Genomic DNA, 26,698 nt, shown 5'->3' on the forward strand with positions numbered 1-26,698 from the left:
CAAGGACCACAATGAACGCCCGGAACCGCAACAGCTACTCGTAGAATTGCTAGGTAGTGTCAATGCTTATGAATGCACTCCAGCGAACGCTCCAGCTCGGCCTTGGCCATATTGATCAGGTGCACCACCGAGAATGCCAGATCACGCTTCAGGCCATCGAGGTTGTCACCGGTTTCATACGCAGTGGCAGAGGCACAGCGCAGTATGTCGCTGACCTGTATCAGGGAGTCTTCAAGAGAGGTGGGGAGCGGCGGGGACGGGGTTGAGTTGATCATCATGTGTGCCTCTGCAAGTAGGGCCATCAGATGTTCGCTGCTAAACAAACAAGGGTGGCGACTTTAACGCGGGTTAGCAGACCGGTAGAGAACACAGACCCGGCGCACTCGAAAGTGCCCCACGCAAAGCCGCCATAAACGGTAATTGCGCTGCGTGTCTCTGGACAGGCTGCTAAACCCGGTCGCTGAAAAAATCAGCGACCGACGCAGCCTAGAGTGCAGATTTGGCAGGCGCAAGAGCCCGGGATTTTCTCGGAAAAGTCATACGCAGGAAAGAGAAAAGACTGAAAGAAAGGTCCTGCAGGGCAGGTTTTTCGTGAGCGGAAGTAACCTGACTCTCTCAGAAGAGGACGCAGAGCGTCCAGAACGGCATTCCCACGCGGAGCGTTGGAACGATCAGTTGAGAGCGCCTATCGTTCCTCACGCTCCAGCGTGGGAATGCCCTTCGTGACGCTCCGCGTCATCCTCAAGCCGCGCCGATCAACTGCCCTCGGTGCCCTGCGCCTCCTCGAAGAAATAATCCTTCCAGCTCGCCGCCTTGTTTTTCAGCACACCCAGTTCATGCAGTTTTTCAGCGTAAATGAAGGTGCGCTGCGGGGTGATAGTGAAGTCGATTTCAGGGTCGGAGACGATTTTCTCTACCAGCGGCAACGGCAGCTTCGATTGCTCGACGCGAATGTAAGTCTGCGCGGCAGCCGGTTTGTCGGCCTTGATGATCTTCTCGGCTTCGGCCAGTGCGTCGTAGAACGCCTTGTAGGTCTTGGGGTTTTCGTCGTGGAATTTTTCGGTGGTGTAGAGCACGTTGAACGTCGCCTGACCGCCCAGCACGTCGTAGGAGCTGAGCACCTTGTGCACTTTGGGGTTTTCCAGCGCCTGGTACTGGAACGGCGGGCTGGAAAAGTGCGAGTTGATTTCCGAACCACCGGCAATCAGCGCGGAGGTCGCATCCGGGTGCGCGAGGCTGACCGAGATGTTGTCGAATTTTTTGTAGTTGTCGTTACCGAACAGCTTGGCGGTTTCGATCTGCAAGGTGCGCGACTGGAAGCCCACACCGGCAGCAGGCACGGCGATACGGTCCTTGTCGGTGAAGTCCTTGAGGGTCTTGATGTTGGGGTTGTTGGTCAGCAGGTAATTGGGCATCGAACCCAGCGAGGCAATCGCCTTGACGTTCTGCTTGCCCTTGGTGCGATCCCAGACGGTCAGCATCGGCGGCACGCCTGCCGAGACCACGTCCAGCGCACCGGCCAGCAGCGCTTCGTTCATCGCCGTGGCGCCGGAGATGCTGTTCCAGTCGACCTTGATGTCCAGGCCCTGTTCCTTGCCGTGTTTTTCGATCAATTTTTGATCGCGCACCACGTCGAGGATCAGGTAGCCGATGCCGAACTGCTGAGCGATGCTGATCTTGCCTTCAGCCTGAGCGCCGCCGCTGAGCAGCGCGCCAAACAAGCCGAGCGTCGCCGCCAACACAGTCAGTGCCGGGCGTTGGAATGCAGTGTTCATGTGGTTCTCACCCTGATTAGTCAAAAAAAGACGGCGTTTCAACGCTGCATGCCCCAGCGCTTGACGGTCAGGCGCTCAATGTTGGCAAACAGCAGGTTCTCGACCAGCAGGCCGATGAGGATCACCGCCGCCAGACCTGCAAAAACCTTGTCGGTATACAGCTCGTTACGGTTCTGGAAGATGTACCAGCCCAGACCGCCCTTGCCGGAGGACGCGCCAAACACCAGTTCGGCAGCGATCAGCGTGCGCCAGGCAAAGGCCCAGCCGATCTTCAGACCGGCGAGAATCGAGGGCAGCGCAGCAGGGATCAGGATGTGCCAGACAAAGCGCAGGCCTTTGAGACCATAGTTGCGCCCGGCCATGCGCTGGGTTTCCGAGACACCCAGAAAGCCCGCGTAAGTATTGAGCGCCAGCGCCCACAGCACCGAATGCACCAGCACGAAGATCAGGCTGTTCTGACCCAGGCCGAACCACAGCAGCGCCAGCGGCAGCAGGGCAATGGCCGGTAACGGGTTGAACATCGCAGTCAGCGTGCTGAGCAGGTCGCGGCCCAGTTGGGTGGACACTGCCAGGGTGGTCAGGGCGAAGGCCAGCACGATGCCGATCAGGTAGCCCTGGATCAGTACGGTCAGGGAGATCCACACCTTGCCCGGCAACTCACCGGAAATCAGCCCGTCATAAAAGGCGGCGGCCGTTTGCAGAAAACTCGGCAACAGCAGGTCATTGTTCTGCAGACGTGCGGCCAGCTCCCAGATCACCGCCAAAGCAATCATGATGACGCATTTGCGCACCCAGCCCAGTTGCCAGATGCGCTGTGTCAGGGGCAGGTCGCGGGCCAGATCTTCCTGAGTGAAAGGCTCCAGCGTGATTTCATATTCTTCGCGAGCGGGAGGTGCGAGGCTCATGATTCGGGTTTCCCGGTATTCGTGTAGAGAGGACGCGGAGCGTCCTGAAAGGCATTACCACGCGGAGCGTGGGAACGATCAAGGCAGTCGCCTAGTAAGCAATCCGGATGTCCTGAAAATTCAGATCCTGCTCCACCGGCCCGGCCTCGCCTTCATCGAACAACAACCGATGAATACGCTGCGCGGTCTGCTGAAAGCCGACGCCGCCGAGGCTTTTCAGGTCGTATTGGTGGCTGTTGATTTCAGCCCGTACACGGCCCGGATGCGGTGACAGCAGCAGGATGCGGTTACCGACCACCAGCGCTTCCTCGATGGAGTGGGTGACGAACAGCAGCGTGAAGCGGACTTCATCCCACAGCTCGAGCAACTCTTCCTGCATCTTGCGTCGGGTCAGTGCATCCAGCGCGGCGAACGGTTCGTCCATCAGCAGGATTTTCGGTTGCATGGCCAGGGCTCGGGCAATCGCCACGCGGGCTTTCATGCCACCGGACAAGGTGTGCGGGTAGGCATCGGCAAACGCACTGAGGCCGACCTTTTCCAGGTAATAACGTGCACGCTCCAGCGCTTCGGGGCGCTTCAACGTGCGTGATGCCAGCAGCGGAAACATGACGTTCTCGATCACGGTTTTCCACGGCGGCAACTGGTCGAATTCCTGAAACACCACGATGCGGTCGGGGCCAGGCTCGGTGACCTGCTGTCCTGCCAGACGAATCTCGCCCTCACTGGGCTCGATGAAACCGGCCACCGCCTTGAGCAGGGTCGACTTGCCGCAACCGGACGGGCCGAGCAGCACGAAACGATCGGCCGGATCGACTTCGAAACTGACCTGATGCGTCGCCCGCACCACCCGTTCCGGGGTGCGGTATTCGAGGCTCACGCCGCGGACTTGCAACAAGGCTTCAGCGGTGGGCTGTGCAGCCGGTTGCGGCTGGGTGCTGGTGCTGGCCGTGTGGCCTTGCGCGACAGCATTCATGAACGGCTCTCCTGAATCAAAATGGCGCGGTGCCTTGAATGGTCGTGCGATGCAGTTTGCGGCGCAGATGCGCCGGGCAGCCGGCAGCCAGGTGGATCAGGGAGCGGTTGTCCCAGAACACCATGTCGTTGGCCCGCCACTGGTGCCGATAGATGTGCTCGGGCTTCACGCTGTGGGCGTAAATCTCGTTGAGAATCTGGCGGCTTTCGTCCTCCGGTAGACCGAGAATGCGCGTAGTGAAACCCTCGCTGACAAACAGCGCCTTGCGCCCGTTTTCAGGGTGAGTGCGAACGATCGGGTGGCTGACTTCCACCACCTGCGCCAGTTGCTCGGCGGTCAGGGTCGGACGCCAGTTGGCGGCGTTATGGCCCTCGGCGTAGCGTGCGGTGTAACTGTGCACCGCTGAACGCCCTTGGACTGCATCGCGCAGGTGTTGCGGCAACGTCTCCCACGCCAGATGCATGTCTGCAAACAGCGTATCGCCGCCTTCACTCGGCAGCTCCTGGGCGTAAAGCATCGAGCCCAGGCTCGGCAGCTCCTTGTAGGACAGGTCCGAATGCCAGTATTTACCGGCATCGCCCAGACCCACGGGCTTATCGTTCTCGACAATGTTGGAGACGATCAGGATTTCCGGGTGGTTGGCCAACAGAAACTGCTTGAGCACATGGATCTGCAACACTCCGAAACGCCGACTGAAATCGATCTGCTGTTGCGGCGTGATCTGCTGATCGCGGAACACCACGACATGGTGATTCAGATGTGCCTGATGCACACGAGCGAAGTCGGCATCGTTCAACGGCCTGGACAGATCCAGCCCAACGATTTCCGCGCCCACCTTTTCGGTGAATGGACGCACTTCGAAGGATTGCGAAGCAGGTTGGGCGGACGATGAAGCGAGGGAGGCTGCTGGCATGAGAACTCCGACTCCAGAACAATGTGACTGAAAGACGAAACTCTATAGCTATAAGAAAGAGAATTTAAATACCGTTAAAGAATATCGATAGTGCTGAAATTTTTCACTGCCTCGCTGTGTAACGTCAGCCAGCATAAATGTGTCATGACAGTTACATCGAAGTGTCAGAACGGCTTGCTAGGGTCGGCGCCTTATTCGACCTGAGTGAAGCGCCCGCTATGCGATCCAATAAACCGGTTGTCCATGTCATGGTGTCGTCATTGATACTGTCGCTGCTTGCCGTCTCGGTTCAGGCAGCGAGCCGTTCCAGTGACAATCGTATAAACGGCGTCGACCTGCTCTCGGGGTTCAACACCCTGTGGACGACCGGCGCAACCTGGGACACCGGCACGCCGACGGTCCTCGGCCAGAGCCTGCTTCGGCGCAACCTGCAAATCGTGGTCGACCGAGCCAACTCGCGCACGCTGGCGCAGGAAACCGCCGCCTATTTCGATGACCGCCGTGACCAGAGCTATAGCGCCATCAGCGGTCTGGGCTCGCTGAGCGATGCCTATAAAGCAGGCGCGGGCGCTTTCACGACCATCACGCAATTCGACGACAGCAACAAAACCGTCAAGTACGACGACAAGGGCAACGGCGCAGGCAGTTCGTCCTCGGCGCTGGGCAAAGTGGTCGATCTGGTCGGTGCCGTACGCAACGATGCCTCCACGACCCCGGCCAAGTCCCACTATCTGTATCCACGACCATGGCGGCAGAGCCTGGACGGACAGAGCCTGGCATTCGTCGTCGCACCCTCCCTGCGCCCGGCCGAAAGCACCACACCGGCAAGCGACTCGGGTTTCCCCAGCGGTCACACCAACGCCGCCTACCTCTCAGCCTACGCATTGGCCTACGCGATCCCCGAGCGGTTCAGCGAGTTGATGCTGCGTGCTTCGGAGATCGGCGACAACCGCATAGAAGCCGGTATGCACTCGCCCTTCGACGTGATGGGCGGGCGTATCACGGCGACCTATTTCGCCATCGACAACCTGTCCAATTCCGCCAACACGCAATTGCGCGCCGATGCTCGCGCCCAGGCGCTGGCCTATTTCACCGCTCAGTGCGGCGGCAACGTCAACAATTGCATGACGGCCATCGACCCGGCCACCGACCGCACTTCCCAACATGCACAGGACAAGGCGCTGTACACCGCGCGCATGACCTATGGCTTCGACCCGGTCGGCCCGACCAACCTCGCCCCGGTCGTGCCGACCAACGCTGAAGTGCTGCTGGAAACACGCTTCCCGTACCTCGACGCCAGCCAGCGCCGCGAGATTCTGGCGACCACCGAACTGTCGTCGGGCTATGCAGTGATCGATCAGTCAGGTGGCTACGGTCGCTTGAACCTGTATGTCGCAGGCGATGGTTACGGCGCGTTCAATTCCAACGTCACCGTCAACATGAACGCCAGCCTAGGCGGCTATAACGCCATCGACGCCTGGCGCAACGACATCAGCGGCAGCGGTGCGCTGATCAAGAACGGTACGGGCAACCTGATCCTGACCGGCAACAACACCTACTCGGGCGGCACGCTGATCAACGGCGGCACCCTGACCGGTCATGCCCAGGCCTTCGGCAGCGGCACGATCACCGACAACGCAACGCTGGTGGTCGATCAGTCCACCAACGACACCCTCGCCAACACCCTGACCGGCAACGGTGCGCTGATCAAGCGCGGCGTCGGTTCACTGAACCTGACCGGCAACAGCAGCCTGTCCGGCGCGACGACCCTACAGGCCGGTCGCCTGGCGGTAAATGGCAACCTCGGTAACTCCGTCGTCAGCGTGCAGCAAGGCGCAACGCTGGGTGGCAACGGCACCGTCGGCGGCATCAATGTCGCTCAGGGCGGCACGGTTGCGCCGGGTAATTCGGTCGGGCAACTGAACGTCAACGGTGACGTCAACCTGGCTCAGGGTTCGGTCTATCAGGTGGAGTCGGACGCCAACGGCAATGCCGACCGTATCGTCGCCAGCGGTCGCGCGACGATCAATAACAGCACGCTGTCACTGGTCGAGGGCGGTAACTGGCTGGCCGCCAGCCGTTACTCGATCCTCTCCGCAGCCGGTGGCGTGAGCGGTGCATTTGCCGCCGTGCAAACCAACTTCGCGTTCCTTACCCCGACGTTGAACTACACCGCCACCGATGTCGGGCTGACGCTGGATCGCAACGCACAAACCTTCGCCAGCCTGGCGACCACGCGCAACGCCAAGGCAGTCGCGCAGGGTCTGGACAGCGCGGGAGCAGGCAATGCGCTGTGGCGTCAGGTGGTGCAGGACGACGCCTCGACAGCACAGGCGACCTTCAAGGCGCTGTCCAACGAGCTGCATGCATCGACACAATCTGCACTGATCGAAGACAGCCGGCTGGTGCGCAATGCCATGAACGGTCGCATGCAACAAGCGCAATCCGCACAGGCGTTCGGCAGCACCACGCAAACCCTGGCCGGTGATGCCTCGCGCGGTGTGGTGTGGACCCAGGCCATCGGTGCGACCGGCCAGACCGACAGCAGCCGCGACGCTTCGGGCCTCGAAACCCGCACCAGCGGCCTGCTGTTCGGCGCCGACGTACCGCTCGACGACACTTGGCGTGTGGGTGCATTGGCCGGCTTCAGCAACAGCAGCTTCGACCTGCGCCACGCGTCCGGTTCGACCGACAGCGACAACTATCATCTGGGTGTCTATGGCGGCGCAAAATGGGGCCAACTGGGCCTGCGCCTCGGCGCGGTACGCACTTGGCACGAGCTGACCGCCAAGCGCACGCTGGACCTGCCGGGCTCGTCCGAGCACTTCAAGGAAGACTACAAGGCAGCGACCAATCAGGTCTTCGGCGAACTGGGCTACACCCTGGAAATGGGCAACGCACAACTTGAACCCTTCGCCAACCTGGCGCACGTACGCCTGGACACCGACGCCTTCGACGAGAACAGCAACGCCATCAGCCTGCAGAACAAGTCCCAGGACAACCACATCACCTTCAGCACCGTGGGCCTGCGTGCAGCGACCCGCCTGAGCGCTGGCAGCGTCGTGATCAAACCCAACGCAACACTGGGCTGGCGCCGCGCCTACGGCGACGTCACCCCGGAAAGCCGCTCGGCCTTCAGCGGCGGTGACACCTTCGAACTCTCCGGCGCCCCCATCGCCCGCAGCGCAGCCGTCCTCGGCGCAGGTGTCGACCTGGGGTTGAGCGATACCTTGAGCGTAGGCCTGAGCTACGACGGTCAGGTGAGCAACGACGCATCGGACCAGTCGCTGAATGCTCGGGTGACATTGGCGTTTTAAGGCTGAAGCAACGGCAATTGGGCTGCTCTCTGTAGGGACGGAGAGCAGCCTGTCGAATCGATCAGGGGGCTAATCACTCTTGCGTTGGCCCTCGATTCCATTCAACTCCAACCCTCGCCTTTTCGTTTCCCGGCCTCCCGATCAGCCTCAACAATAGCGGTCGGGAATGGGCTGCGTGCCTTTGCGAACCACCACAGGGCACCCGCCCCAATAACGCTCGTCAGCACGGCCAGCATCAGAATGACCTGGCGGACGCCCAAGGGCGCTGCGAGCAGGGCCACCAGCAAACCCGCCAGAGGCTGCGACAGGTTGTTGAGCAACGTGATCACGCCCACTGTCTTGCCGAAGTCCTGAGGCGGTATCACCCGCTGCCGGAGGGTGCGCATGTAGACGTTGAACATCTTGTCGAAGCCGACGATCAACAGAAACCCCAGCGCATAGCCAATCAGGTTCGGGCTCAGGGCGCTGATGAATGCCCCGGTCGCGATCATCGAAAAACCGACGCTACCCAGCACGCGCATAGGCAGAGCCACGCGGGCCAGGAAGAACAGGATCACGATGGTCGTCACCGCACCCGCCGCCTGCAGCCCGGCGTAGCTGTCTTTGCCGGCGCTGTACTCTCCGATCACCATGGCTGCCGAGGTCGCCAGCGTTACACCGACGATCAGGTTGACGCCTACTGCCAGCGTGATGATCTTTTTCAATTCCGTAAGGCTGCGGATATGCCCGAAGGCAATCCGTAACGGCTGCAGCCAGATGTCCTGATGCTGCTCGAACACCTCCAGCGTGATACGGCTGAGACGTTGCCACGCGAGCATGCTCAGGTCTGCCAGCAGGAACAGGCCAGCGGTCAACAGTACGACCCAGTGCCAGGCCCACACTTCAAGCATCAGTGCCGCGACCAAGGGCCCGAGAACCAGCCCGGACTGGTCGGCAATCTGGGAATAGGACAGCGTTCTGGTGTAGCTGTAATGCTGAAAGATATGCGGCATGAGCACTTCGCGCGCCATGATGCCTTGCGTGGTCAGCACCCCGCACAATGCCGACAGCACCACCAGCCATCCAATACCGCCAAAGATGGCGTAGAGCACCATCGCCAGCACGCACAGCGATGCCCGGTAGACCTGACTGATGTGCAGGATTTTGACTGGCGAGAACTTGTCGCAGAGGGCACCGCACAACGGAAACGCGAGAAACCTCGGTAGCGATTCGACGAAAAACGCCAGCCCCGCCCATGAAGCGCTGTTGGTGGTCTGGAACACCACCAGCGGCACAATGAACAATAGAATCTGATCCGCCAGCCTGGACAGGAAAAGCGAGATGAAGAAAGCGAGGTAATCCTTACGCATGGAGAACTCCTGTATGCCGGGACGTGCGTCGCTATTGACCGAGCCAGGCATTGGAGCTTATTGGATTTGCGTGCGTCATGCTCAAAGAGGACGCAGAGCGTCCAGAACGGCATACCCACGCGGAGCATGGGTACGATAGTGTTTGCCCGTACAACAGCGCCCCACCCGTTCCGCGATCTTCCTGACGACTATCGTTCCTCACGCTCCAGCGTGGGAATGCCTTTCGTGACGCTCTGCGTCACACATCTGTGCCGCGCCGTACATTCAAGATCGGACGCAGAGCGTCCAGAACGGCATACCCACGCGGAGCATGGGCACGGTAGTGTTTGCCCGTACAACAGCGCGCCACCCGTTCCGCGATTTCCCTGACGACTATCGTTCCTCACGCTCCGGCGTGGGAATGCCTTTCGTGACGCTCTGCGTCACACATCTGTGCCGCGCCGCACATTCAACATCGGACGCAGAGCGTCCAGAACGGCATACCCACGCGGAGCATGGGTACGATAGTGTTTGCCCGTACAACCTCGCGCGCCATCCGTTCCGCGATCTCCCTGACGACTATCGTTCCTCACGCTCCGGCGTGGGAATGCCTTTCGTGACGCTCTGCGTCACACATCTGTGCCGCGCCGCACATTCAACATCGGACCGTCCAGACCGGCATGCGACGCGGAGCGTCGCACGATAGTTGGGGGAACGAGAGTCAGTGGGTCAGAACGCAGGCAGTACCGCGCCGTCGTACTTCTTGTTGATGAAGTCTTTCACTTCCTGGCTGGTCAGCGCTTTCGACAGTTTCTCGATGGCGTCGGTGTGGGCGTTGTCTTCGCGGGTCACGAGGAAGTTCACGTAAGGCGAATCCGAACCTTCGATGATCAGCGCGTCTTTCTTCGGATTGAGCTTGGCTTCCAGCGCGTAGTTGGTATTGATCAGCGCGAGGTCAACCTGGCTCAAGGCGCGTGGCAGTACAGCCGATTCCAGTTCGCGGAACTTGAAATTCTTCGGGTTGCTGGCGATGTCTTTCGGCGTGGACAGTGCGTTTTTCGGATCCTTCAGGGTGATCAGGCCGTTCTTGTCCAGCAGGATCAGCGCACGCCCGGCGTTGCTGCCTTCGTTCGGAATGGCAATGGTTGCGCCTTCAGGCAGATCTTTCACGCTCTTGTACTTTTTCGAGTAGCCGCCGAACGGTTCGACGTGTACACCAACGCCGGTCACCAGGTTGGTACCTTTACCCTTGTTGAAGCCATCCAGGTAAGGCTTGGTCTGAAAGTAGTTGGCGTCCAGACGCTTTTCGCTCAACTGGACGTTCGGCTGAACGTAGTCAGTGAAGACCTTGATCTCCAGGTCCACACCTTCCTTGGCCAGCGTCGGCTGGATCAACTTGAGGATTTCCGCATGCGGTACAGGCGTTGCGCCGACTACCAGCTTTTCACCTGCGTGAGCCAGGCCAATCGAGAACACAGCCGCCAGGGCGGTCAGCAAAAACGTCTTTTTCATGCAATGTCCTTAACGAAATCCGAGAGCGTCATCCAGAAATGACGCCTTATTATTCAATGGTTTGCCACAGCTGTCCGAGCCCTGCGACATCACGCTGACATTACCGGTGTTTTATATTCCGATAAAATACTTTTTAATCGAGTGCTTATGCTTTTTTGCATCGGCATCTACTGTACCTCATCACAACCGCTCTGGGGCGGGCTCAAGCGGGACGCCGATCCAGCTCCGAGGTGACTGTTTCAAGCAATTGCCTGAGCGCGGAAAGCTGCCGGCGATCACCACCTTTAAGCAATAGCTGCGTCTGACGCTCGATCAGAACCAACGGATCGGCGATGTCCGGCAGATTGATATCGTGTGCGCGAATTTCATCACCGCTGCTGACCAGCAAGGCAAAGTGAATGACATTCTCCAGTTCACGGGTATTGCCGGGCCAGCTATGGGCCTCCAGCGTGCGCTGCGCATCCTCGCTGATCAGTTGCACCGGCAGGTTCAGACGCTGGCTGTAGATCCCGACAAAATACTCGGCCAACGGCAGGATGTTGCCCGGCTGCTCGCGCAACGCAGGCAGATCGAGGCGGCCCTCGCTCAGGTAATGATAAAGACGCTCGTGGAATTTCCCGGCAGCCACGGCCTGCGCCAGATCGATGCTGGTGGCGGCGACCAGACGCACATCGACCGGGCTCGGCTGCTGCGCGCCCACTCGCGTGACTTCGTGATTTTCAAGGGCCGCAAGCAGCTTGACCTGGATCGGCAGCGGCAGGTCGCCGATCTCGTCCAGGTACAAGGTGCCCCCATTGGCCGAACCGAACCAGCCTGCGCGGCTGCTGACCGTTCCACTGTGGGCTCCGGCGGTATAGCCGAACAATTCGGCGTCGGCATACGTCGGGCTGATGGCACCGCAGTTCACCGAAACGAACAGACCCGAGCGATCACTGCCGCGATGAATATGCCTGGCCAGCAATTCCTTGCCGGTCCCGGACTCGCCACGGATCAGTACCGGTAGAGAACGGGGAGCCAGTTGCTCCATTTCTTCACGCAATTGGCGCGAGCGTGGGTCGATGAACACCAGCGCCTTGGCGCGAATGCTCAGTGGGCTTTTTTCCGCATCGGGAAAGGTCAGCAGCGGCTGCCCAAAGTTTTCGTGAAGGCTCATGACACACTCCCGCCTGAGCCCTTGCAAAGGCTCAAGCGTTTAAAAAGACGGGACCCGGTGAGTCCGATAAACAAACTGCCCGGTCATGCGCGACGACGCGCGTGTTGCTCCAGACGATTCTGCAGGCGGTACAGGTAGGCGAAGCCCTGCTCCCAGCGTTGATGGCCGGACTTGACGTTGATATGCCCGGCCTGACTCAGAAAGCCGATCTCGGCACCCCAATGACGTGCCATCTCCATCGCACGCTGGGAGCTGACCGCAGGATCGTTGTCAGAGCTGACAATCTGTGTCGGAAACGGCAACAGGTCGGCAGGGATCGGCGCAAAATTACGCAATGCAGGCGGGCAATTCGGACGCTCGACGTCGGCCGGTGCCACCAACAGTGCGCCCTGCACCTGACGCAAGGTGTCCAGCGGCGCGAGTCGGGCCCAGTGCGCGACCGTGACGCAGCCCAGGCTGTGCGCGATCAGGATCACGGGCGTGTCATGCGCGGCAATCGTGCGCTGCAACTCGCCGACCCAGTCTTCACGCCGTGGCTTGAGCCAGTCGGCCTGCTCCACACGTGTGCTGTTGGGCAGGCTGTTCTGCCAGTGGGTCTGCCAATGATCATCAGGAGACCCTTGCCAGCCTGGCACGATCAGATACCGGATCGACTCGTTATGCATGGATTCGCCTCCTGCATGTATGCGTTCATGAGGCGAGTATAGGGATGGAAGTTATATTCGCTAAGGAATAAGAAGCTATTTGTTAATTCCCAAAACGAATATCAGCTGATAGACAAAAAAAGAGGCCACTCCCTGCCTTCGAGGAACGGCCTCTAATAAAAATCACTTTCAGGGCAAAGAATATCCACGCTTCATTACAGGATTACGACGGCCTCAGGTTGCAGGCACAGTACGCGGGCCCTGCTCGCCCGAAGTCAGCGGCACTGGCTCGTCGTTCTGCGGGACTTCACGGGCAACGTTCCACACCACGATCGCAGCGATAATGTCGAAGATCGCCAGCACCACGAACAGCGGGCTGTAGCCGATTTTGGTGACCAGCACGCCGAAGACCATGGTGAACGCCGCCGCCCCGAAAAAGCCGAACATTCCGCCCATCCCGGTCGCTGTGGCCACCTCGTTTTTGCCGAATGAATCCGAGGTGATCGAATACAGCGCGCCCGACAGGGTCTGGTGGGCAAAGCCGCCGATGCACAGTAAGGCGATGGCGGTGTAGGGGCTCTCGACCAGCCCGATGCACGCGGGTCCGATCATGCATGAGCAGCCAAACAGCATGACCATCTTGCGCGAGGTGAACAGCGATACCTTGCAGTACTTGTGGAACAACGGGCTAAGGTAGCCGCCCAGTACACAGCCGATATCAGCCGCCAGAAACGGCAGCCAGGCGAACATCGCGACTTCCTTGATGTTCATGTGGCGCTCGGTCATCAGGTACAGCGGAATCCACGCATTGAAGGTCTGCCAGGCAGGCTCGGAAAGGATTCGCGCCGAGGCAATCGCGTAGAAATTACGGTTTTTGAACAGTCGCTTCCAACTGCCTTTCTGGGCGGGTGCATCCTTCAGACGTGCTTCCTGGCCGCTGAGGATGTAGTCACGTTCTGCATCGCCCAGACGCTTCTGATCGCGCGGATGCTTGTACAGCAGCAGCCACAGGCCGCTCCAGACAATCCCCAGACCGCCGACAATCAGGAACGCCAGCTCCCAGCCACTCTGCAGGATGGCCCAGACCACCAGCGGGGGCGCAAGCAATGCGCCGAACGACGAACCGATATTGAACCAGCCGATGGCCACCGAGCGCTCTTTGGCCGGAAACCATTCGGTGGTCGCCTTGACGCCTGCCGGCAGCCCCGCCGCCTCGGTCAGGCCGAGCATGCCGCGGAAGATCGCCAGACTCTGCCAGCCGGTCGCGAATGCGGCGGCAGCGCAGGCAGCAGACCAGGCGATGGCGAAGATTGCAAAGCCCATCTTGGTGCCGATCGCGTCGATGATGTAGCCCGCCACGGGCTGCATGATGGCGTAGCACAGTTGCCAGGCGACAACGATGTGCGCGTACTGCTCGGTGGAAATGCTCAGCTCGCTCATGAGCGTCGGTGCTGCGACGGACAGCGTGTTGCGTGCCAGGTAGTTGACGACCAGGCCAGCTGTTACCAGCCCCACCATCCACCACCGAATGCCTTTTATCTTCATCTCTTCACCCTGTTTATTTTTAGATTGGCGATGAGCGTCCCGCGGCCAAGACCGTGAGGCGGCTGGTTTTATGTAACTTCAGATTACGGTTTCTGCAGAAGACTTTTAGGCGCTTTCCGCCGACGTTCATGCGTAAAAATAGACTTTTCGCACGAAGGGCACGCTTTTATGGCCTGAGAATTCAGACTGATCATCGGGTTGTTACTCTTTGAATTATTTTTGTGGTTGTAATTTTCTTCGAGTCTTATGTCGTCGTACAACATGATGCACTTATAGCCATTTGACATTCCGGTGTCAAATGACAGAAATGCTCTGACCTGCATCAGCGATGGGTTAGCGGAGCGTTGAGAACATCAAGGAGCTTTTACGTTATACGACGACTGCGCAATAGGCGCCTGCGGATAGCTCGTTTGGGCCTATCGGACACCGCTCAGTGTTCACAGCGCGGACTATTTTCGGGGTGATGACAAGAAACGTGTCCTGGCACTTGCACAACTGTCATAAATGCTCTCATTCTTGAAGCTGGCGTCAGGCAAGCGGGTTGCCCGGTGAGACCTTGTCGACACGGGCCTGACGCTGAAGTCACCTCATGTCAGGAAGAGGCGTGCGCATGCCTGAGCCAAGCAGTCTCGCCAGCTGGACCCCCGCTCTGCGCAAGCAGCTAACTGCCTTGGGCATGGACAGTGATGCGTTGTGCCAGAGCGCGGGCATTGACCTGAACAGGCTGAGTGAACCCGATGCGCAATTCTCACCGGATGTCACCGCCACGCTCTGGCAACGTGCAGTGCAAGCCAGCCTTGACCCGGCCTTGGGTTTGCGCGTTTCACGCTTCGTCAGCCCGACGGCGTTTCATGCGCTGGGCTACACGCTGGTGGCCAGCGGATCACTGCGTGAAGTTTTCGAGCGCATTGTGCGTTACCGCTCGATGGCCGAGGACTCTCTGGAACTGGATTTCAGAACCGTCGGCGAACGTTATGAATTCCGCTTCGGTACACCGCCATCCTGTCAGTCACCGGTTCATGAGCTGCTGGATGCATTTGCCGCCATTTACGTGCGTACCTGCCGCAATCGGTTGGGACGGGGCTATGCGCCGCTCGCGGTGCATCTGCAACGTCCGGCACCCAAGGACCCGCGGCCTTGGTACGATTTGTTTCGGTCACCGGTCATGTTTGCGGCGCAGGAGAACTTGCTGGAGTTTGGCGGTGATCAATTCGACAGCCACCTGGATGACGGCCCGGTGCAGCTGAACGGTCAGGAATCCCAAGGGGATCCGTTACCGTCACTGATCTGGGAACAGCGCGTACGCTCGGCCATAGAAACGCTGCTGCCGGACGGCGAACCCACCGTCAAGAGCATCGCCGAAGCCCTGCACCTGAGCACGCGCAGCCTGCAGCGCCATCTGGCCGACGAGGGCTGCTGCTATGACCTGCTGCTCAATCAGTGCCGCCAGAACCTGGCGCTGCTGCACATGAACGATCAGCAAAGCTCGCTGAACGAAATCGCCTACCTGCTGGGTTTTTCCGACACCGACTGCCTGAGCCGCGCCTTCAAACGCTGGACCGGGCTGACACCGGAACAGTACCGCAGCGCCGTGGTGCGCTGATGGGGGGCACACCCTCTTACCCATGCTCCGCGTCCGCTCTTGATTAAGCGGCGCGGCGCACATCCATGACGCGGAGCGTCACGAAAGGCATTCCCACGCTGGAGCGTGAGGAACGATAGTTGTCTGGTAGATCGCAAGCGTAACGTGCTCGGAAGAACGCTCTATCGTGCCCATGCTCCGCGTGGGTATGCCGTTCTGGACGCTCTGCGTCCTCTCCTGATTATGTGACGCAGAGCGTCACGACAGGCATTCCCACGCTGGAGCGTGAGGAGCGATAGTGCTCTCGAGAACACCGTCGCGCCTGGGCTCCGCGCAGGTATGTGTTGGCTTCTAGCGTGCTTCGATCCGCGCCAGCTCAGGCAGATCCCCCGACAAACCCAGCGCTTCGCGCACGAACAGCGCCTTGGCTTCGGGCATGCGGTTGACCATTTTCAAGCCGGTGTTGCGCAACCAGCGCAAGGGCAGCAGGTCGGCCTGGAACAGGCGTTCGAAGCCTTCCATTGCAGCCATCAGCGCGAGGTTGTGCGGCATGCGGCGGCGCTCGTAGCGGCCCAGCACGCGCAGGTCAGACCAGCGCTCGCCGCGCCTTGCGGCATGGGTCAGCACTTCTGCCAGTACTGCAGCGTCGAGAAAGCCGAGGTTCACGCCCTGCCCGGCCAGTGGGTGAATGGTGTGCGCCGCATCGCCAATCAGTGCCAATCCCCTGGCAACGTAACGCTTGGCGTGACGCTGACGCAGCGGCACGCACAGGCGGCTATCGGCAGACAGCACCTGACCCAGTCGTCCTTCGAACGCCTGCTCCAGTTCGCGGCAGAACAGATCATCCTCCAGCACCATCAGGCGCTCGGCTTCGGCAGGTGTGACTGACCAGACGATGGAGCACCAGTGCTGGCCCTCACGCTCCAGCGGCAGAAAGGCCAGCGGCCCGTCGTCGGTGAAACGCTGCCAGGCGGTTTTTCTGTGGGGATCGGCTGTGCGCACGCTGGTGACAATGGCGTGATGCAGGTAATCCCATTCACGCGTCGGCGTTTCAGTCAGGCGGCGCACAGCGGAATTGGCACCGTCGGCGGCCACCACCAGCGGCGCGCGCAACTGACGACCATCGGCCAGGGTCAGCAGCCAGTCATCGCCGGAGTGACGCATCTGTTCAAGCCGCGCGTTGGCCAGCAAGCCGATGTCGCTGGCGTGCAGTCGGTCGAGCAGCGCGTCCTGCACCACACGATTCTCGATGATGTGACCGAGCACGTCGGCATGCACACTGGAGGCCGAGAAGTGAATCTGCCCGGTGCCGCTGCCATCCCAGACCTGCATATGCGCATACGGGCTGATGCGGCGCGCAGCGATGCCTTCCCACACACCCAGCCGCTGGAGGATTCGCTGGCTGGCCGCCGACAAAGCACTGACCCGCGGTTCGAAGCTCGACTGTTGATCAAATGGCTCGACGCTCAGCGGTCCACCGTCGACCACCAGCACATCAAGACCGCTGTCCCGCAATGCCAGAGCAAGGGCACTGCCAACCATTCCGGCTCCGACAATCAGCACATCTGCGCGCGTTTCCATGGTCAAACCGTTCTCGCTTGCGGCCGAAGCCCTGTGTTTAAAGTGTCTGATTCACACATCGGATCGAGTCCCCAAACCCATGGCCTGGCGGGCAAACCAGCGCTTGGCGGCCGGCAGCAGGTCCAGGCCGAGCAACCCGACGTTACGCCCGGTGGCAACGGCCGACCGGGAGCTGCCGAACAGGCGCGTCACCTTGTCGGAGAAGCCCACGGTCAATTGCTGATCCTGGCGCTGACGCTCACGGTAGAGCTGCAGCGTCGGCAGCGCACCGGGCGGAGCGTCGCTGTCCAGCAGTGTCTCGGCCAGTGCATCGGCGTCACGCAAGGACAGATTGAACCCCTGCCCGGCGACCGGATGCAGGCTGTGCGCCGCGTTGCCCAGGATCACCAGATGCGAGCGCACCTGCTCTTCGGCTTCGATCAGTGCCAAGGGGTAGACATGCCGAGCACCGACCTGACGCAGCGTGCCCAGGCGATAGCCAAACACGCCCTGCAGCTCTTCCAGAAAACTGCGGTCGTCCAGTTCGGCCAGACGCTGGGTATCGTTGCCCGGACGTGTCCATACCAGCGCACAGCGGTTATCCGGCAATGGCAGCAGCGCCATCGGCCCGTCCTCGGTAAAACGTTCGAACGCCTGCCCGCAGTGAGCTTCACTCGGCGTGATATTGGCAATCAGCGCATGCTGGTCGTAGGGCCGTTGCCGCACCCCGATGCCCAGTTGCTCGCGCAGGCTGGAACGGCCGCCGTCGGCCAGCACGGCCAGGTCGCAGTCCAGTTCGCTGTCATCACTGAGGCTCAGGCGATAACCGTCGGCCAATGGCTGCATGTGTTTGACCTCGGCCGGCACACGCCAACTGACCACATCACGATCCAGCCCGGCCCACAGAGCCTGACCGAGCCAGGCGTTTTCAACCACATAGCCGAGCGCCGGAACGCCCTCTTCGATCGCAGACAGGCGAGTGGCGCCGAAGCGACCACGGTCCGACACCTGGATTTGCAGGATCGGCTCGGCGCGTCGGGAAATCTGCTGCCACAGGCCAAGCCGTTCATAGATGCGTCGCGAGCCAAACGACAATGCCGAAGAACGCGCATCGTAGCTGGGCTGCCAGGCTTCACCCGGCGCAAAGGGCTCGATGAGCACGATTTTCCAGCCGCGCGCCTTGGCACCGGCCTGCAGCGACAACGCTAGGCTTGCACCGACCAGTCCGCCGCCGACGATGGCGATATTGAAGCGGCTCATGCGACCTGTTCCTGTGCAGCCGCCATCAGCGCCTCGATCTCGGCGACGGTCTTGGGCACGCCGCCGGACAGAATTTCACACCCCTGCCTAGTCACAACCACGTCATCCTCGATTCGCACACCAATACCTCGCCATTTCTTCGCGACTTCCAGGTTGTCGGGGGATATGTAAATCCCGGGTTCAACGGTCAGCGTCATGCCGACCTCCAGTACGCGCCACTCGCCGCCGACCTTGTATTCGCCGACGTCATGCACATCCATGCCCAGCCAGTGCCCGGCACGGTGCATGTAAAACATCTTGTAGGCCTCGCTTTCGATCAGCTCGCCGACGTCGCCGCGCAGCAGGCCCAGTTCAACCAGCCCGGCGGTAATCACCTTGACCGTCGCCTCGTGCGCCTGGTTCCAGTGCTTATCGGGGCCAATGGCCTCGAAAGCGGCATGCTGGGCTTTGAGCACCAGCTCGTAAATGGCTTTCTGCTCAGGGGAAAACCTGCCATTCACCGGAAAGGTGCGGGTGATGTCGCTGGCGTAGCAGTCGATTTCGCAGCCGGCGTCGATCAACACCAGGTCACCGTCCCTGAGCACCGCGTCGTTCTGCTGGTAATGCAGGATGCAACCGTTGCGACCCGAGGCGACGATCGAGCCGTAGGCAGGCATCTTCGAACCGCCTTTGCGAAACTCGTAGTCCAGCTCGGCCTCCAGGCTGAACTCATGCAGCCCTGCGCGGCAGGCCTGCATCGCACGCACATGAGCCCGCGCCGAGATATCCGCTGCGCAACGCATGACTTTGATTTCCGCTGCGGACTTGTACAGGCGCATGTCGTGCAGCAGATGGTCCAGGGCCACGAATTCCTTGGGCGGCTGGGCACCGAGGTGCGCCTTGGAGCGAATCACGTTGATCCAGTCCATCAGGTGCCGGTCGAATTCGGGATTGCTGCCCATCGCCGAATACACCCTGTCCCGGCCTTCGATCAGGCCGGGCAGGATTTCATCGATGTCATTGATGGGGAACGCATCGTCCGCACCATACTCACGGATCGCGCCTTCCTGTCCTGCGCGCAGGCCTTCCCACAGCTCGCGCTCGGGATTGCGCTCGCGGCAGAACAATACGTACTCGCCGTATTCACGACCGGGGATCAGCACCACCACCGCTTCCGGCTCGGGGAAGCCGCTCAGGTACTGAAAGTCACTGTCCTGCCGGTAGACGTGCTCGACGTCACGATTGCGAATGGCAACCGCAGCGGCAGGCAGGATGGCAATGCTGTCCGGCTCCATCTGAGCCATCAGAGCTTTGCGGCGGCGGGCGTACTCGGACTTCGGGATCTGAATCATGGGCAGCAGGCGTCCTGATGGAGTCCACCGGCTCGCGCTATGGCAAGCGCAGGCCGGTGTCGCAGTGATCGGCTATCAGTGCAGTGAAGGCTTGGGTTGCGGCGCGGACGGCTCGTTGAATTCAGTGAACAGCAGCAGCGGCGCTACGCGCATGTACTCCATGACTTCCATGTAGTCGGTTTCGCCGTCTTCGGACTCTTCCAGCGCGTCCTGAACCTGGGCAATCGCCGCCAGATCCTCCAGAACCGCCTTGGCTTCAGTGCCCAGCGGCTTGTCGCCAATGGCCAGACCGAAACCTGCCAGGAACCCCTGACACCACTGGCCCAGCGCAGCAGCACGCTCGGTCAGCGGTTCGTCGTCGCCCGGCAGCAACAGCACGACGGTCATGTCGTCACCGGTGAGCTCGCCCTTGACCATCTCTTGCAAGCCGACGAGCGCCTGACGGATATTGTCCTGCGGCTCGGTTTCGAGCAGGACCGACGCGTCGGCAAACCAGCCTTCGTTGTCGAAACCGGCACCTGCGCAACTGCGCCCCAGCAACAGGCCATGCAGCTCGGCAGGAGATACCTGGTGACCGCCACTGTTGAGCAGAGTGGCGAACGCTTTGTACGGAGAATTCTGAATGGGCATGGGTAGCTAGTCGCCAAACGGCGCAATGTCTAGAATGAAGGCCTTGTATCCTAGACTATCCGCGCGACAAGATCACCCGGACGGCGGTTCGAGCTTGAGCACAAGCATCGCTCCCCCTGCCATTCATCAGAAAGTATTCAGTGGAAAACAATGGAAGACACCGACCTGCAAGCGCTGATGAAACGTGTGGAGCTGCTCCTGAAGTATGCCGAGCAACTTAAAGGCCAAAACGCACTCTTATTAGCTCAGGAAAAGACCTGGCGCGAGGAACGTGCCCAACTGATTGAAAAAAACGAAATCGCCCGGCAGAAGGTCGAGTCAATGATTTCGCGCCTTAAAGCCCTGGAGCAAGACTCATGAGCAATGGCAACAGCGTTACCGTTCAGATCCTGGACAAGGAATATTCGATCATCTGCCCTCAGGAAGAGCGCACCAACCTGGTCAGCGCCGCCCGCTACCTGGATGGCAAGATGCGTGAGATCCGCAGCAGCGGCAAAGTCATCGGTGCCGATCGCATCGCCGTGATGGCTGCTCTGAACATCACTCACGACTTGCTGCACAAGGAACATCTGCCTGACGTACAGACCAGCGGTTCGACCCGCGAACAGGTACGCGACCTGCTCGACAAGGTCGATCTGGTGCTGGCGACAGACACGCCCGGCACACCGGATTCAACTCGGGGCTGATTATTGCGGGGCATTTCTGTATACTCGCGCTGCTCCCTGGAGTGCTTGCCAGTCGGTCATGTCCCTGAGCCGATACGCACAACCACGGGGGTTGCACGTTGGGGTTGGTGTGCATGTCCGCTCGACGGAAAGCCTTAAAACCTCCTGCAATCTCCACCTTGAACTTTCGGGTTCAAGGGCTAAACCGACAGCGGTTCGTCGGGGAGTCCATATTCAGTTCGTTGCCAGCCCTGCTGTCTGGCAACGACTACCCCGCTCCGGCTTCAACCTCCTTTCCGGATCAGCCTGCATGACCTTCTGCTCATGATCAGCGCCCAATCACTTACCCGTCCGCAATTACGCCGCCAGCTACGCAAGGCACGCAAAGCCTTGAGTCAAAGCCAGCAACGCGCAGCCGCACGGGATATTTATCGTCAACTGGCGCAGCACCCGCTGTTTCGGCGTGCCCGGCATGTTTCGCTGTACCTGCCGATGGATGGCGAGATCGACCCGCGGCTGTTACTGCGTGAAGCACAGCGCCGTGGCAAGACAACCTATCTGCCGGTGCTCAACGCATGGCCACGCACGCGCATGGTTTTTCAGCGTGTGCGTCCCGGCGAAAAATTCATCCCCAATCGTTTTCGCATCCCCGAGCCACGCATCGACCGGGCAAGGCAACGCCCTATATGGGCGCTCGACCTGATTCTGATGCCATTGGTAGGTTTCGATGACGAAGGCGGCCGCCTGGGCATGGGCGGTGGTTTCTACGACCGCAGCCTGGCGTACCTGGCGCGCAGAAAGACCTGGCGCAAACCGGTATTACTGGGGCTGGCTCATGAGTGTCAGAAAGTCGATCGCCTAGCGCAGGCCAGTTGGGATGTACCGCTGCAAGGCACGGTATCGGATAAAGGCTGGTATGTGACGCAGACACTCTGATCGTTCAGCCAACAAGGCAATCAACGATCAGAGTACAAGCAGGGCTCAATGCCTGCCGGGGACTTTTTGCTGCTGCTGAGTGATCTCGACTGGAGCATCATCCTTGGTGGACCACAAGCTCTGTGCATAACCGGTTGTCACGACACCCAAGCCAAACAGAATAACCAGAATCCAGAGTAAATCAGGCTTGCGTTTCATTGACTGCCCTCCTTAGGCAAATCAATACGATGTCAGCATCGGTTTTGTGTAGGCCGTGCAACAGCGTGGAACTTTGAAGGGCGGCATTTTGCGGTAACGTGAACCAGTACGCAAATAGTGGCGCGAACCGATTGTCGGTTTGTCATCAAACTGTTCGTAATACCGTGAACCTTTTGTCTGTGGAGTGAGCACAATGGCCTATTGGCTAATGAAGTCCGAGCCTGATGAATTCTCGATCAGCGACCTGCAACGACTGGGCAACGCTCGCTGGGACGGGGTACGCAACTATCAGGCACGTAATTTTCTGAGGGCCATGACAGAGGGCGACGAGTTCTTTTTCTATCACTCCAGTTGCCCGGAGCCGGGAATCGCCGGCATCGGCAAAATCGCCAGGTCAGCGTATCCGGACCCCACTGCGCTGGACCCCGAGAGCCACTACCACGACGCCAAGGCCACGGAGGAAAAGAACCCGTGGAGTGCCATCGACGTCGAGTTCGTGGAGACCTTCAAGCGTGTGCTGGGGCTGGGTTATCTCAAGCAGCAAAGCCAACTGGAGCAACTGCCTCTGGTACAGAAAGGCAGCCGGCTCTCGGTCATGCCGGTCACCGCCGAACAATGGGCGGCGATCCTGGCACTGCGCTGACGAACGTTATTGAACGATGAAGTTATTGAACAGCAAGTCTTCAACAATCGGTTTGCCTTCCTCATCGTTCATGACGCGCTGAACCTGTTTGAGTGCTTCCTGACGAATGTTTTCCTTCGCTTCGGCGCTGCTCATGGAATCGACGGTCTGTTGAGTGAACAGCGACACCAGTTGATTGCGGATCAATGCGTCATTGCGCTTCACCGCAGCCTCGGCGTCGGCACCTGTTACACGCAAGGCAATGTCGGCCTTGTAGACACGCAGCTTCGGGCCGCCATCGAGCGCATAGTTACCCACGAACGGAGGCGTCAGCGAGACATACGCCGCCTTTGGCGGGCCGCCTTCTTCCTTGGCTTCCTCTTGCGCCATGACAGGCAATGACAAGGCCAGCAACATCAGAATCCACGCTTTCACAGTCCACTCCTTAATACGGTTTGCCACGTAGCTTACAGCTTATGTGTGCTTATCAGGCAGGGCCATGCTTGTTGACCCGGGAACCCGCTTAACTGACTTTATCGGCCATTACCGGAAAAGGAATAGCCCGATGAAAGCCCTGTTATGCAAAGCCTTCGGTCCTGCCAGCACACTGGTACTCGAAGACGTCCCCGGCCCCGCGATCAAAAAGAACGAAATTCTGCTCGACGTGCACGCCGCCGGGGTCAACTTTCCCGACACCTTGATCATCGAGGGCAAGTACCAGTTCAAGCCGCCCTTCCCTTTCTCACCGGGGGGCGAGGCCGCAGGCGTGATAGCCGCCGTCGGGGAAAACGTCAGCCACCTGAAACCCGGCGACCGCGTCATGGCGCTCACCGGCTGGGGCAGCTTCGCCGAGCAGGTCGCCGTTCCCCACTACAACGTGCTGCCGATTCCGCCGGGAATGGACTTCACCACGGCGGCCGCATTCAGCATGACCTACGGCACCTCCATGCACGCCCTCACACAACGCGCCCACCTGCAACCCGGTGAAACCCTGCTGGTCCTCGGTGCATCCGGTGGCGTCGGCCTGGCCGCCGTGGAGATCGGCAAGGCCCTCGGCGCCCGCGTCATCGCCGCCGCCAGCAGCGCAGAAAAACTCGAAGTCGCCAGAAACGCAGGCGCCGACGAACTGATCAACTACAGCGAGGCCAGCCTCAAGGACGAAGTCAAACGCCTCACCAATGGCAACGGCGCCGACGTGATCTACGACCCGGTCGGCGGCGACCTTTTCGACCAGGCCATCCGCAGCATCGCCTGGAACGGCCGCTTGCTGGTCGTCGGCTTCGCCAGCGGCCGCATCCCCGACCTGCCCGTCAATCTGACCCTGCTCAAGGGCGCTTCGGTGGTCGGCGTGTTCTGGGGCTCGTTTGCGCAGCGGCAACCGCAGGACAATGCGGCGAACTTCAAGCATCTGTTTGCGTGGTTTGAAGAAGGAAAATTGAAGCCGCTGGTGTCGACGATTTATCCGCTGGAAAGGGCTGGGGAGGCGATTGATTTGTTGGGTGGGCGCAGGGCTGGGGGGAAGGTGGTGATCGCGTTAAGCGCCGATCTCATAAAGTCATCCCATTAGCCAGAAATACGAGCTTATTAATAACTATGTATATCACTGACACTTAGAAATTAAAACAACATAGCCATACAGATAAGGAGACTGTATGGCCACACGAAGAAAGCGACAAACAAATATATTACATGACCAGACAAGCGGCACTGTAACCATAAGTCATGGAAGCTCATCCAAGCCCCAAAACACTGGCTTTTTTGGAGGCGGCTTTACTAATACTGGAGCCTCTAGCAGTAAACGCAGAAGAAGACGTTTACGGGCGCGAGCACAACAGCAAGCAGCGCAGGCTCAAGCCTATGCTGAAGCTCAAGCGCAGGCAGAGCGTCGGGCTGCAGAAGATGCAGCGGCTCAAGCAAGAGCCCAGGCAGAAGCCTCAGAACGAGCACGTATTGAAGCGCAGGTACGCGCACAGGCTGAAAAAGATCAGGCACATAGACAGGCTCTTGAAGCGCTGACAAATGTCTTTCCATCTTTACAATCTGGATTGGCACAACGCTACTCTCAGGCTTCTGCAGCGCTGCCGAATGCTATTCAAGAAGAAATAGTGTCGAGGCTCGATCTGAATGTCACCCACTCGAACGAACAGCAACTACGTGACTTGATACTCCAGGAAAAGGCCAGGATAAATTATTTAATTGAATCCAAAGGGTCGTTACTGGAAGAGCGTCGCGCTCAGACTCTGAGTCTCACCGGTCAAGAACTTGAACATGCTACACAAAAAGACCACCTGAACTATCTGGTGTACTACAGCCAGGGTGATCCGCCACGTGTGCAGCAGGCCCATGAAGCGTGGATAAATGCGTTATCTCAGACCTACGAAGCAAAGCTTCTTGCCCAGTCGGTCACGCTGCTCAATGAACAATCGGCAGCGCTGTCCATGCGCCATGCTGAACTGTCGCTGGCCAGCAAGACCGCTGCACAGGAAATCGAACAGGCTTCATCGCGTCAGGCGGCCAGTGTCAGCAAGTTGTGGTCGGTCGTTGCACCTGCGACCGCCCCCTCCACAGCGCCAGGAATCAAGGCAATCGCGACCAACATCGCGAAAGACCAGCTCATCAGGATTGCGAGCAGAACACTGGGCAGCAATCTGGTTACCTTGCTGGCGATGTATCCACAACCGTTGGGCGACTCAGAGCTGCCGCCCGCTGTGATCGCCACACCTCTGTCGCAGCTCAACCTGCCACCGCATATCGATCTGCACTACCTTGCCAGCGTCAAAGGCACGCTGGATGTGCCTCATCGACTGACATCCGATGAAGCTGGCACAAGCGGCGCTGCACGCTGGGTAGCTACGGACGGTGTGAAAGTTGGTACCAAGGTTCGCGTAAGAACTTTCACCTATAACGCACAGAACAATTCCTACGAGTTTATCCGTGACGGGGAATCGACACCGGCACTGATATGGACGCCAATAGCACGACCGGCGGACAGCTCGACAAGCTCACCCGCAGGACCACCCGCTTTGCCGGTAGATCCAGGCAACCTGGTGACACCTTTTGTACCCGAGCTTGAAGCTTACCCGGCGATTGATCGAGATGATCCTGATGATTACATTCTCATATCGCCGATTGATTCAGGGCTGCCGAATAGCTACCTGCTGTTCAAGGACCCGAGGTCGATTCCGGGGGTTGCGAGTGGGTATGGTGAGCGCATAACAAACACTTGGTTAGACGCTAGGACTCGGGCTGAGGGGGCTCCAATTCCTTCGCAAGTTGCAGATCAATTGCGTGGGGTACGCTTCAGCAATTTCGGCCGTCAGAGAGAAGCCATCTGGAAAGCTGTGGCGAATGACTCAGAAATCAGTCAACAGTTTAGTCAGCGGAACCTGCAATTAATGAAGGCCGGTAACGCACCACATCCAAAATTAGAAGATCAGGTAGGACAGCGTACGAAATTCGAGATTCATCACAAGGAAGAAATTGCAAACGGCGGGTCGGTGTATGACGTAGACAATTTAGTAATCATGACACCAAAGCAACATATAGAGCATCATAGGAACCGTTCACAATGATTATGAAAGAAAAAATTGAAGATTACACTGAAGAAGAGTTTCTTGATTTTTTGAGGGAGTTCTCTCCCGAGCGCAACAAGCTTGAAGGGAAAGAATATGGGGCATATGTCGACATATTGTTGCAGCATTTCATTAAAGTGACCGAACACCCCGCACAGTCGGACGTAATATTTTATCCTGAGGAAGGCCAAGAGGACAGCCCCGAAGGAGTTCTGAAGGTAATCAAAGAATGGCGAGCACAAACTGGAAAATCTGGATTCAAAAGCTAAATATCCCA

The 26,698-nt window shown here is 59.3% G+C and carries 25 protein-coding genes and 1 other RNA gene; 10 read left to right on the forward strand and 16 right to left on the reverse strand.

What is annotated here, in order from left to right:
* Positions 1-59 precede the first annotated feature (59 nt).
* The 5 genes from BLR20_RS16475 to BLR20_RS16495 all read right to left on the reverse strand — a co-directional run bounded on the left by BLR20_RS16475 (position 60) and on the right by BLR20_RS16495 (position 4,566).
* The gene (locus BLR20_RS16475) at positions 60-275 is read right to left on the reverse strand and encodes a DUF6124 family protein (protein WP_025990892.1); all 216 of its coding nucleotides are present in this window, start codon (positions 273-275) and stop codon (positions 60-62) included.
* 480 nt (positions 276-755) lie between these two features.
* Positions 756-1,775: an ABC transporter substrate-binding protein gene (locus BLR20_RS16480; protein ID WP_054994437.1), complete on the reverse strand. Its 1,020-nt coding sequence runs from the start codon at positions 1,773-1,775 to the stop codon at positions 756-758.
* Positions 1,776-1,813: 38 nt separating this feature from the next.
* Positions 1,814-2,680 (reverse strand): ABC transporter permease, encoded by an 867-nt coding sequence (locus BLR20_RS16485; RefSeq protein ID WP_010437567.1) that lies wholly within the window; start codon positions 2,678-2,680, stop codon positions 1,814-1,816.
* Positions 2,681-2,771: 91 nt separating this feature from the next.
* Positions 2,772-3,653 (reverse strand): ABC transporter ATP-binding protein, encoded by an 882-nt coding sequence (locus tag BLR20_RS16490; RefSeq protein WP_032613608.1) that lies wholly within the window; start codon positions 3,651-3,653, stop codon positions 2,772-2,774.
* A 16-nt stretch (positions 3,654-3,669) separates the two neighbouring features.
* A complete protein-coding gene (locus tag BLR20_RS16495) occupies positions 3,670-4,566 on the reverse strand; it encodes a TauD/TfdA dioxygenase family protein (RefSeq protein WP_010437570.1) in 897 nt (298 codons plus the stop codon).
* Positions 4,567-4,784: 218 nt separating this feature from the next.
* On the opposite strand from BLR20_RS16495, the gene BLR20_RS16505 reads away from it, so the two are divergent.
* Entirely contained in the window at positions 4,785-7,883 is a 3,099-nt protein-coding gene (locus BLR20_RS16505; RefSeq protein WP_054994436.1) for an autotransporter domain-containing protein, read from the forward strand.
* Between the two features lie 101 nt (positions 7,884-7,984).
* On the opposite strand, the gene BLR20_RS16510 is transcribed toward BLR20_RS16505, so the two are convergent.
* From BLR20_RS16510 to BLR20_RS16545, 5 genes are all read right to left on the reverse strand, one after another.
* Positions 7,985-9,232 carry an MFS transporter gene (locus BLR20_RS16510; RefSeq protein ID WP_054994435.1) on the reverse strand — a complete coding sequence of 416 codons (1,248 nt, stop codon included), beginning with the start codon at positions 9,230-9,232 and terminating at the stop codon, positions 7,985-7,987.
* 708 nt (positions 9,233-9,940) lie between these two features.
* Positions 9,941-10,723 (reverse strand): MetQ/NlpA family ABC transporter substrate-binding protein, encoded by a 783-nt coding sequence (locus BLR20_RS16530; RefSeq protein ID WP_003403204.1) that lies wholly within the window; start codon positions 10,721-10,723, stop codon positions 9,941-9,943.
* A gap of 202 nt (positions 10,724-10,925) precedes the next feature.
* The gene (locus BLR20_RS16535; protein ID WP_054994434.1) at positions 10,926-11,876 is read right to left on the reverse strand and encodes a sigma 54-interacting transcriptional regulator; all 951 of its coding nucleotides are present in this window, start codon (positions 11,874-11,876) and stop codon (positions 10,926-10,928) included.
* Between the two features lie 83 nt (positions 11,877-11,959).
* The gene (locus tag BLR20_RS16540) at positions 11,960-12,541 is read right to left on the reverse strand and encodes an alpha/beta hydrolase (RefSeq protein ID WP_054994433.1); all 582 of its coding nucleotides are present in this window, start codon (positions 12,539-12,541) and stop codon (positions 11,960-11,962) included.
* 213 nt (positions 12,542-12,754) lie between these two features.
* Positions 12,755-14,038 carry an MFS transporter gene (locus BLR20_RS16545; protein ID WP_054994432.1) on the reverse strand — a complete coding sequence of 428 codons (1,284 nt, stop codon included), beginning with the start codon at positions 14,036-14,038 and terminating at the stop codon, positions 12,755-12,757.
* Between the two features lie 637 nt (positions 14,039-14,675).
* On the opposite strand from BLR20_RS16545, the gene BLR20_RS16550 reads away from it, so the two are divergent.
* Positions 14,676-15,668 (forward strand): AraC family transcriptional regulator, encoded by a 993-nt coding sequence (locus tag BLR20_RS16550; protein ID WP_010437586.1) that lies wholly within the window; start codon positions 14,676-14,678, stop codon positions 15,666-15,668.
* A 330-nt stretch (positions 15,669-15,998) separates the two neighbouring features.
* Here BLR20_RS16550 and BLR20_RS16560 read toward each other — a convergent pair whose 3' ends face one another.
* The 4 genes from BLR20_RS16560 to BLR20_RS16575 form a co-directional block, all read right to left on the reverse strand.
* Positions 15,999-17,228, reverse strand: a complete 1,230-nt coding sequence (locus tag BLR20_RS16560; protein WP_054994431.1) for a 2-octaprenyl-3-methyl-6-methoxy-1,4-benzoquinol hydroxylase — start codon at positions 17,226-17,228, stop codon at positions 15,999-16,001.
* A 51-nt stretch (positions 17,229-17,279) separates the two neighbouring features.
* On the reverse strand, positions 17,280-18,467 hold the full coding sequence (ubiH, locus tag BLR20_RS16565; protein ID WP_011266319.1) for a 2-octaprenyl-6-methoxyphenyl hydroxylase: 1,188 nt from the start codon (positions 18,465-18,467) through the stop codon (positions 17,280-17,282).
* Positions 18,464-19,798 carry a Xaa-Pro aminopeptidase gene (gene pepP / locus BLR20_RS16570; protein ID WP_010431220.1) on the reverse strand — a complete coding sequence of 445 codons (1,335 nt, stop codon included), beginning with the start codon at positions 19,796-19,798 and terminating at the stop codon, positions 18,464-18,466. Before pepP ends, ubiH begins: the two co-directional genes overlap by 4 nt.
* A 75-nt stretch (positions 19,799-19,873) precedes the next feature.
* On the reverse strand, positions 19,874-20,428 hold the full coding sequence (locus BLR20_RS16575) for a YecA/YgfB family protein (RefSeq protein ID WP_004414488.1): 555 nt from the start codon (positions 20,426-20,428) through the stop codon (positions 19,874-19,876).
* Between the two features lie 150 nt (positions 20,429-20,578).
* On the opposite strand from BLR20_RS16575, the gene BLR20_RS16580 reads away from it, so the two are divergent.
* The 4 genes from BLR20_RS16580 to BLR20_RS16595 all read left to right on the forward strand — a co-directional run bounded on the left by BLR20_RS16580 (position 20,579) and on the right by BLR20_RS16595 (position 22,029).
* On the forward strand, positions 20,579-20,788 hold the full coding sequence (locus tag BLR20_RS16580) for a TIGR02449 family protein (protein ID WP_002551573.1): 210 nt from the start codon (positions 20,579-20,581) through the stop codon (positions 20,786-20,788).
* Positions 20,785-21,114: a cell division protein ZapA gene (locus tag BLR20_RS16585; protein WP_003317331.1), complete on the forward strand. Its 330-nt coding sequence runs from the start codon at positions 20,785-20,787 to the stop codon at positions 21,112-21,114. The genes BLR20_RS16580 and BLR20_RS16585 overlap by 4 nt, the downstream gene beginning before the upstream one ends.
* Before the next feature lie 30 nt (positions 21,115-21,144).
* Positions 21,145-21,323: non-coding RNA, 6S RNA (ssrS, locus tag BLR20_RS16590), on the forward strand.
* Positions 21,324-21,417: 94 nt separating this feature from the next.
* On the forward strand, positions 21,418-22,029 hold the full coding sequence (locus tag BLR20_RS16595; RefSeq protein WP_054994430.1) for a 5-formyltetrahydrofolate cyclo-ligase: 612 nt from the start codon (positions 21,418-21,420) through the stop codon (positions 22,027-22,029).
* A gap of 45 nt (positions 22,030-22,074) precedes the next feature.
* Here the strand turns inward: BLR20_RS16595 and BLR20_RS16600 are convergent, their stop codons facing one another.
* Entirely contained in the window at positions 22,075-22,227 is a 153-nt protein-coding gene (locus tag BLR20_RS16600; RefSeq protein WP_003317333.1) for a hypothetical protein, read from the reverse strand.
* Between the two features lie 193 nt (positions 22,228-22,420).
* On the opposite strand from BLR20_RS16600, the gene BLR20_RS16605 reads away from it, so the two are divergent.
* The gene (locus tag BLR20_RS16605; RefSeq protein ID WP_010431235.1) at positions 22,421-22,870 is read left to right on the forward strand and encodes an EVE domain-containing protein; all 450 of its coding nucleotides are present in this window, start codon (positions 22,421-22,423) and stop codon (positions 22,868-22,870) included.
* A gap of 6 nt (positions 22,871-22,876) precedes the next feature.
* On the opposite strand, the gene BLR20_RS16610 is transcribed toward BLR20_RS16605, so the two are convergent.
* On the reverse strand, positions 22,877-23,284 hold the full coding sequence (locus tag BLR20_RS16610; protein ID WP_003403230.1) for a flagellar basal body-associated protein FliL: 408 nt from the start codon (positions 23,282-23,284) through the stop codon (positions 22,877-22,879).
* A 130-nt stretch (positions 23,285-23,414) separates the two neighbouring features.
* Between BLR20_RS16610 and BLR20_RS16615 the strand changes: the two genes are divergently transcribed.
* From BLR20_RS16615 to BLR20_RS16625, 3 genes are all read left to right on the forward strand, one after another.
* The gene (locus tag BLR20_RS16615; RefSeq protein WP_054994429.1) at positions 23,415-24,416 is read left to right on the forward strand and encodes an NADPH:quinone oxidoreductase family protein; all 1,002 of its coding nucleotides are present in this window, start codon (positions 23,415-23,417) and stop codon (positions 24,414-24,416) included.
* A gap of 85 nt (positions 24,417-24,501) precedes the next feature.
* The gene (locus tag BLR20_RS16620) at positions 24,502-26,421 is read left to right on the forward strand and encodes an S-type pyocin domain-containing protein (protein WP_054994428.1); all 1,920 of its coding nucleotides are present in this window, start codon (positions 24,502-24,504) and stop codon (positions 26,419-26,421) included.
* Positions 26,418-26,690, forward strand: coding sequence for a bacteriocin immunity protein (locus BLR20_RS16625; protein ID WP_054994427.1), 273 nt, complete (start codon positions 26,418-26,420; stop codon positions 26,688-26,690). The genes BLR20_RS16620 and BLR20_RS16625 overlap by 4 nt, the downstream gene beginning before the upstream one ends.
* The last annotated feature ends 8 nt before the right edge of the window (positions 26,691-26,698 follow it).

Origin of the sequence: Pseudomonas congelans (assembly GCF_900103225.1) — a bacterium.
GTDB lineage: Bacteria > Pseudomonadota > Gammaproteobacteria > Pseudomonadales > Pseudomonadaceae > Aquipseudomonas > Aquipseudomonas congelans.

Excerpts from the sequence above, each read along its gene's own strand:
- BLR20_RS16545 (WP_054994432.1), bottom strand. The coding sequence starts at position 14,038 with ATGGTGGGGCTGGTAACAGCTGGCCTGGTCGTCAACTACCTGGCACGC.
- BLR20_RS16530 (WP_003403204.1), bottom strand. The coding sequence starts at position 10,723 with ATGAAAAAGACGTTTTTGCTGACCGCCCTGGCGGCTGTGTTCTCGATT.
- BLR20_RS16560 (WP_054994431.1), bottom strand. The coding sequence starts at position 17,228 with ATGGAAACGCGCGCAGATGTGCTGATTGTCGGAGCCGGAATGGTTGGC.
- BLR20_RS16620 (WP_054994428.1), top strand. The coding sequence starts at position 24,502 with ATGGCCACACGAAGAAAGCGACAAACAAATATATTACATGACCAGACA.
- ubiH (WP_011266319.1), bottom strand. The coding sequence starts at position 18,467 with ATGAGCCGCTTCAATATCGCCATCGTCGGCGGCGGACTGGTCGGTGCA.
- pepP (WP_010431220.1), bottom strand. The coding sequence starts at position 19,798 with ATGATTCAGATCCCGAAGTCCGAGTACGCCCGCCGCCGCAAAGCTCTG.
- BLR20_RS16605 (WP_010431235.1), top strand. The coding sequence starts at position 22,421 with ATGGCCTATTGGCTAATGAAGTCCGAGCCTGATGAATTCTCGATCAGC.
- BLR20_RS16535 (WP_054994434.1), bottom strand. The coding sequence starts at position 11,876 with ATGAGCCTTCACGAAAACTTTGGGCAGCCGCTGCTGACCTTTCCCGAT.
- BLR20_RS16505 (WP_054994436.1), top strand. The coding sequence starts at position 4,785 with ATGCGATCCAATAAACCGGTTGTCCATGTCATGGTGTCGTCATTGATA.
- BLR20_RS16585 (WP_003317331.1), top strand. The coding sequence starts at position 20,785 with ATGAGCAATGGCAACAGCGTTACCGTTCAGATCCTGGACAAGGAATAT.
- BLR20_RS16595 (WP_054994430.1), top strand. The coding sequence starts at position 21,418 with ATGATCAGCGCCCAATCACTTACCCGTCCGCAATTACGCCGCCAGCTA.
- BLR20_RS16575 (WP_004414488.1), bottom strand. The coding sequence starts at position 20,428 with ATGCCCATTCAGAATTCTCCGTACAAAGCGTTCGCCACTCTGCTCAAC.
- BLR20_RS16510 (WP_054994435.1), bottom strand. The coding sequence starts at position 9,232 with ATGCGTAAGGATTACCTCGCTTTCTTCATCTCGCTTTTCCTGTCCAGG.
- BLR20_RS16625 (WP_054994427.1), top strand. The coding sequence starts at position 26,418 with ATGATTATGAAAGAAAAAATTGAAGATTACACTGAAGAAGAGTTTCTT.
- BLR20_RS16485 (WP_010437567.1), bottom strand. The coding sequence starts at position 2,680 with ATGAGCCTCGCACCTCCCGCTCGCGAAGAATATGAAATCACGCTGGAG.
- BLR20_RS16480 (WP_054994437.1), bottom strand. The coding sequence starts at position 1,775 with ATGAACACTGCATTCCAACGCCCGGCACTGACTGTGTTGGCGGCGACG.
- BLR20_RS16490 (WP_032613608.1), bottom strand. The coding sequence starts at position 3,653 with ATGAATGCTGTCGCGCAAGGCCACACGGCCAGCACCAGCACCCAGCCG.
- BLR20_RS16495 (WP_010437570.1), bottom strand. The coding sequence starts at position 4,566 with ATGCCAGCAGCCTCCCTCGCTTCATCGTCCGCCCAACCTGCTTCGCAA.
- BLR20_RS16580 (WP_002551573.1), top strand. The coding sequence starts at position 20,579 with ATGGAAGACACCGACCTGCAAGCGCTGATGAAACGTGTGGAGCTGCTC.
- BLR20_RS16600 (WP_003317333.1), bottom strand. The coding sequence starts at position 22,227 with ATGAAACGCAAGCCTGATTTACTCTGGATTCTGGTTATTCTGTTTGGC.
- BLR20_RS16550 (WP_010437586.1), top strand. The coding sequence starts at position 14,676 with ATGCCTGAGCCAAGCAGTCTCGCCAGCTGGACCCCCGCTCTGCGCAAG.
- BLR20_RS16475 (WP_025990892.1), bottom strand. The coding sequence starts at position 275 with ATGATCAACTCAACCCCGTCCCCGCCGCTCCCCACCTCTCTTGAAGAC.
- BLR20_RS16615 (WP_054994429.1), top strand. The coding sequence starts at position 23,415 with ATGAAAGCCCTGTTATGCAAAGCCTTCGGTCCTGCCAGCACACTGGTA.
- BLR20_RS16540 (WP_054994433.1), bottom strand. The coding sequence starts at position 12,541 with ATGCATAACGAGTCGATCCGGTATCTGATCGTGCCAGGCTGGCAAGGG.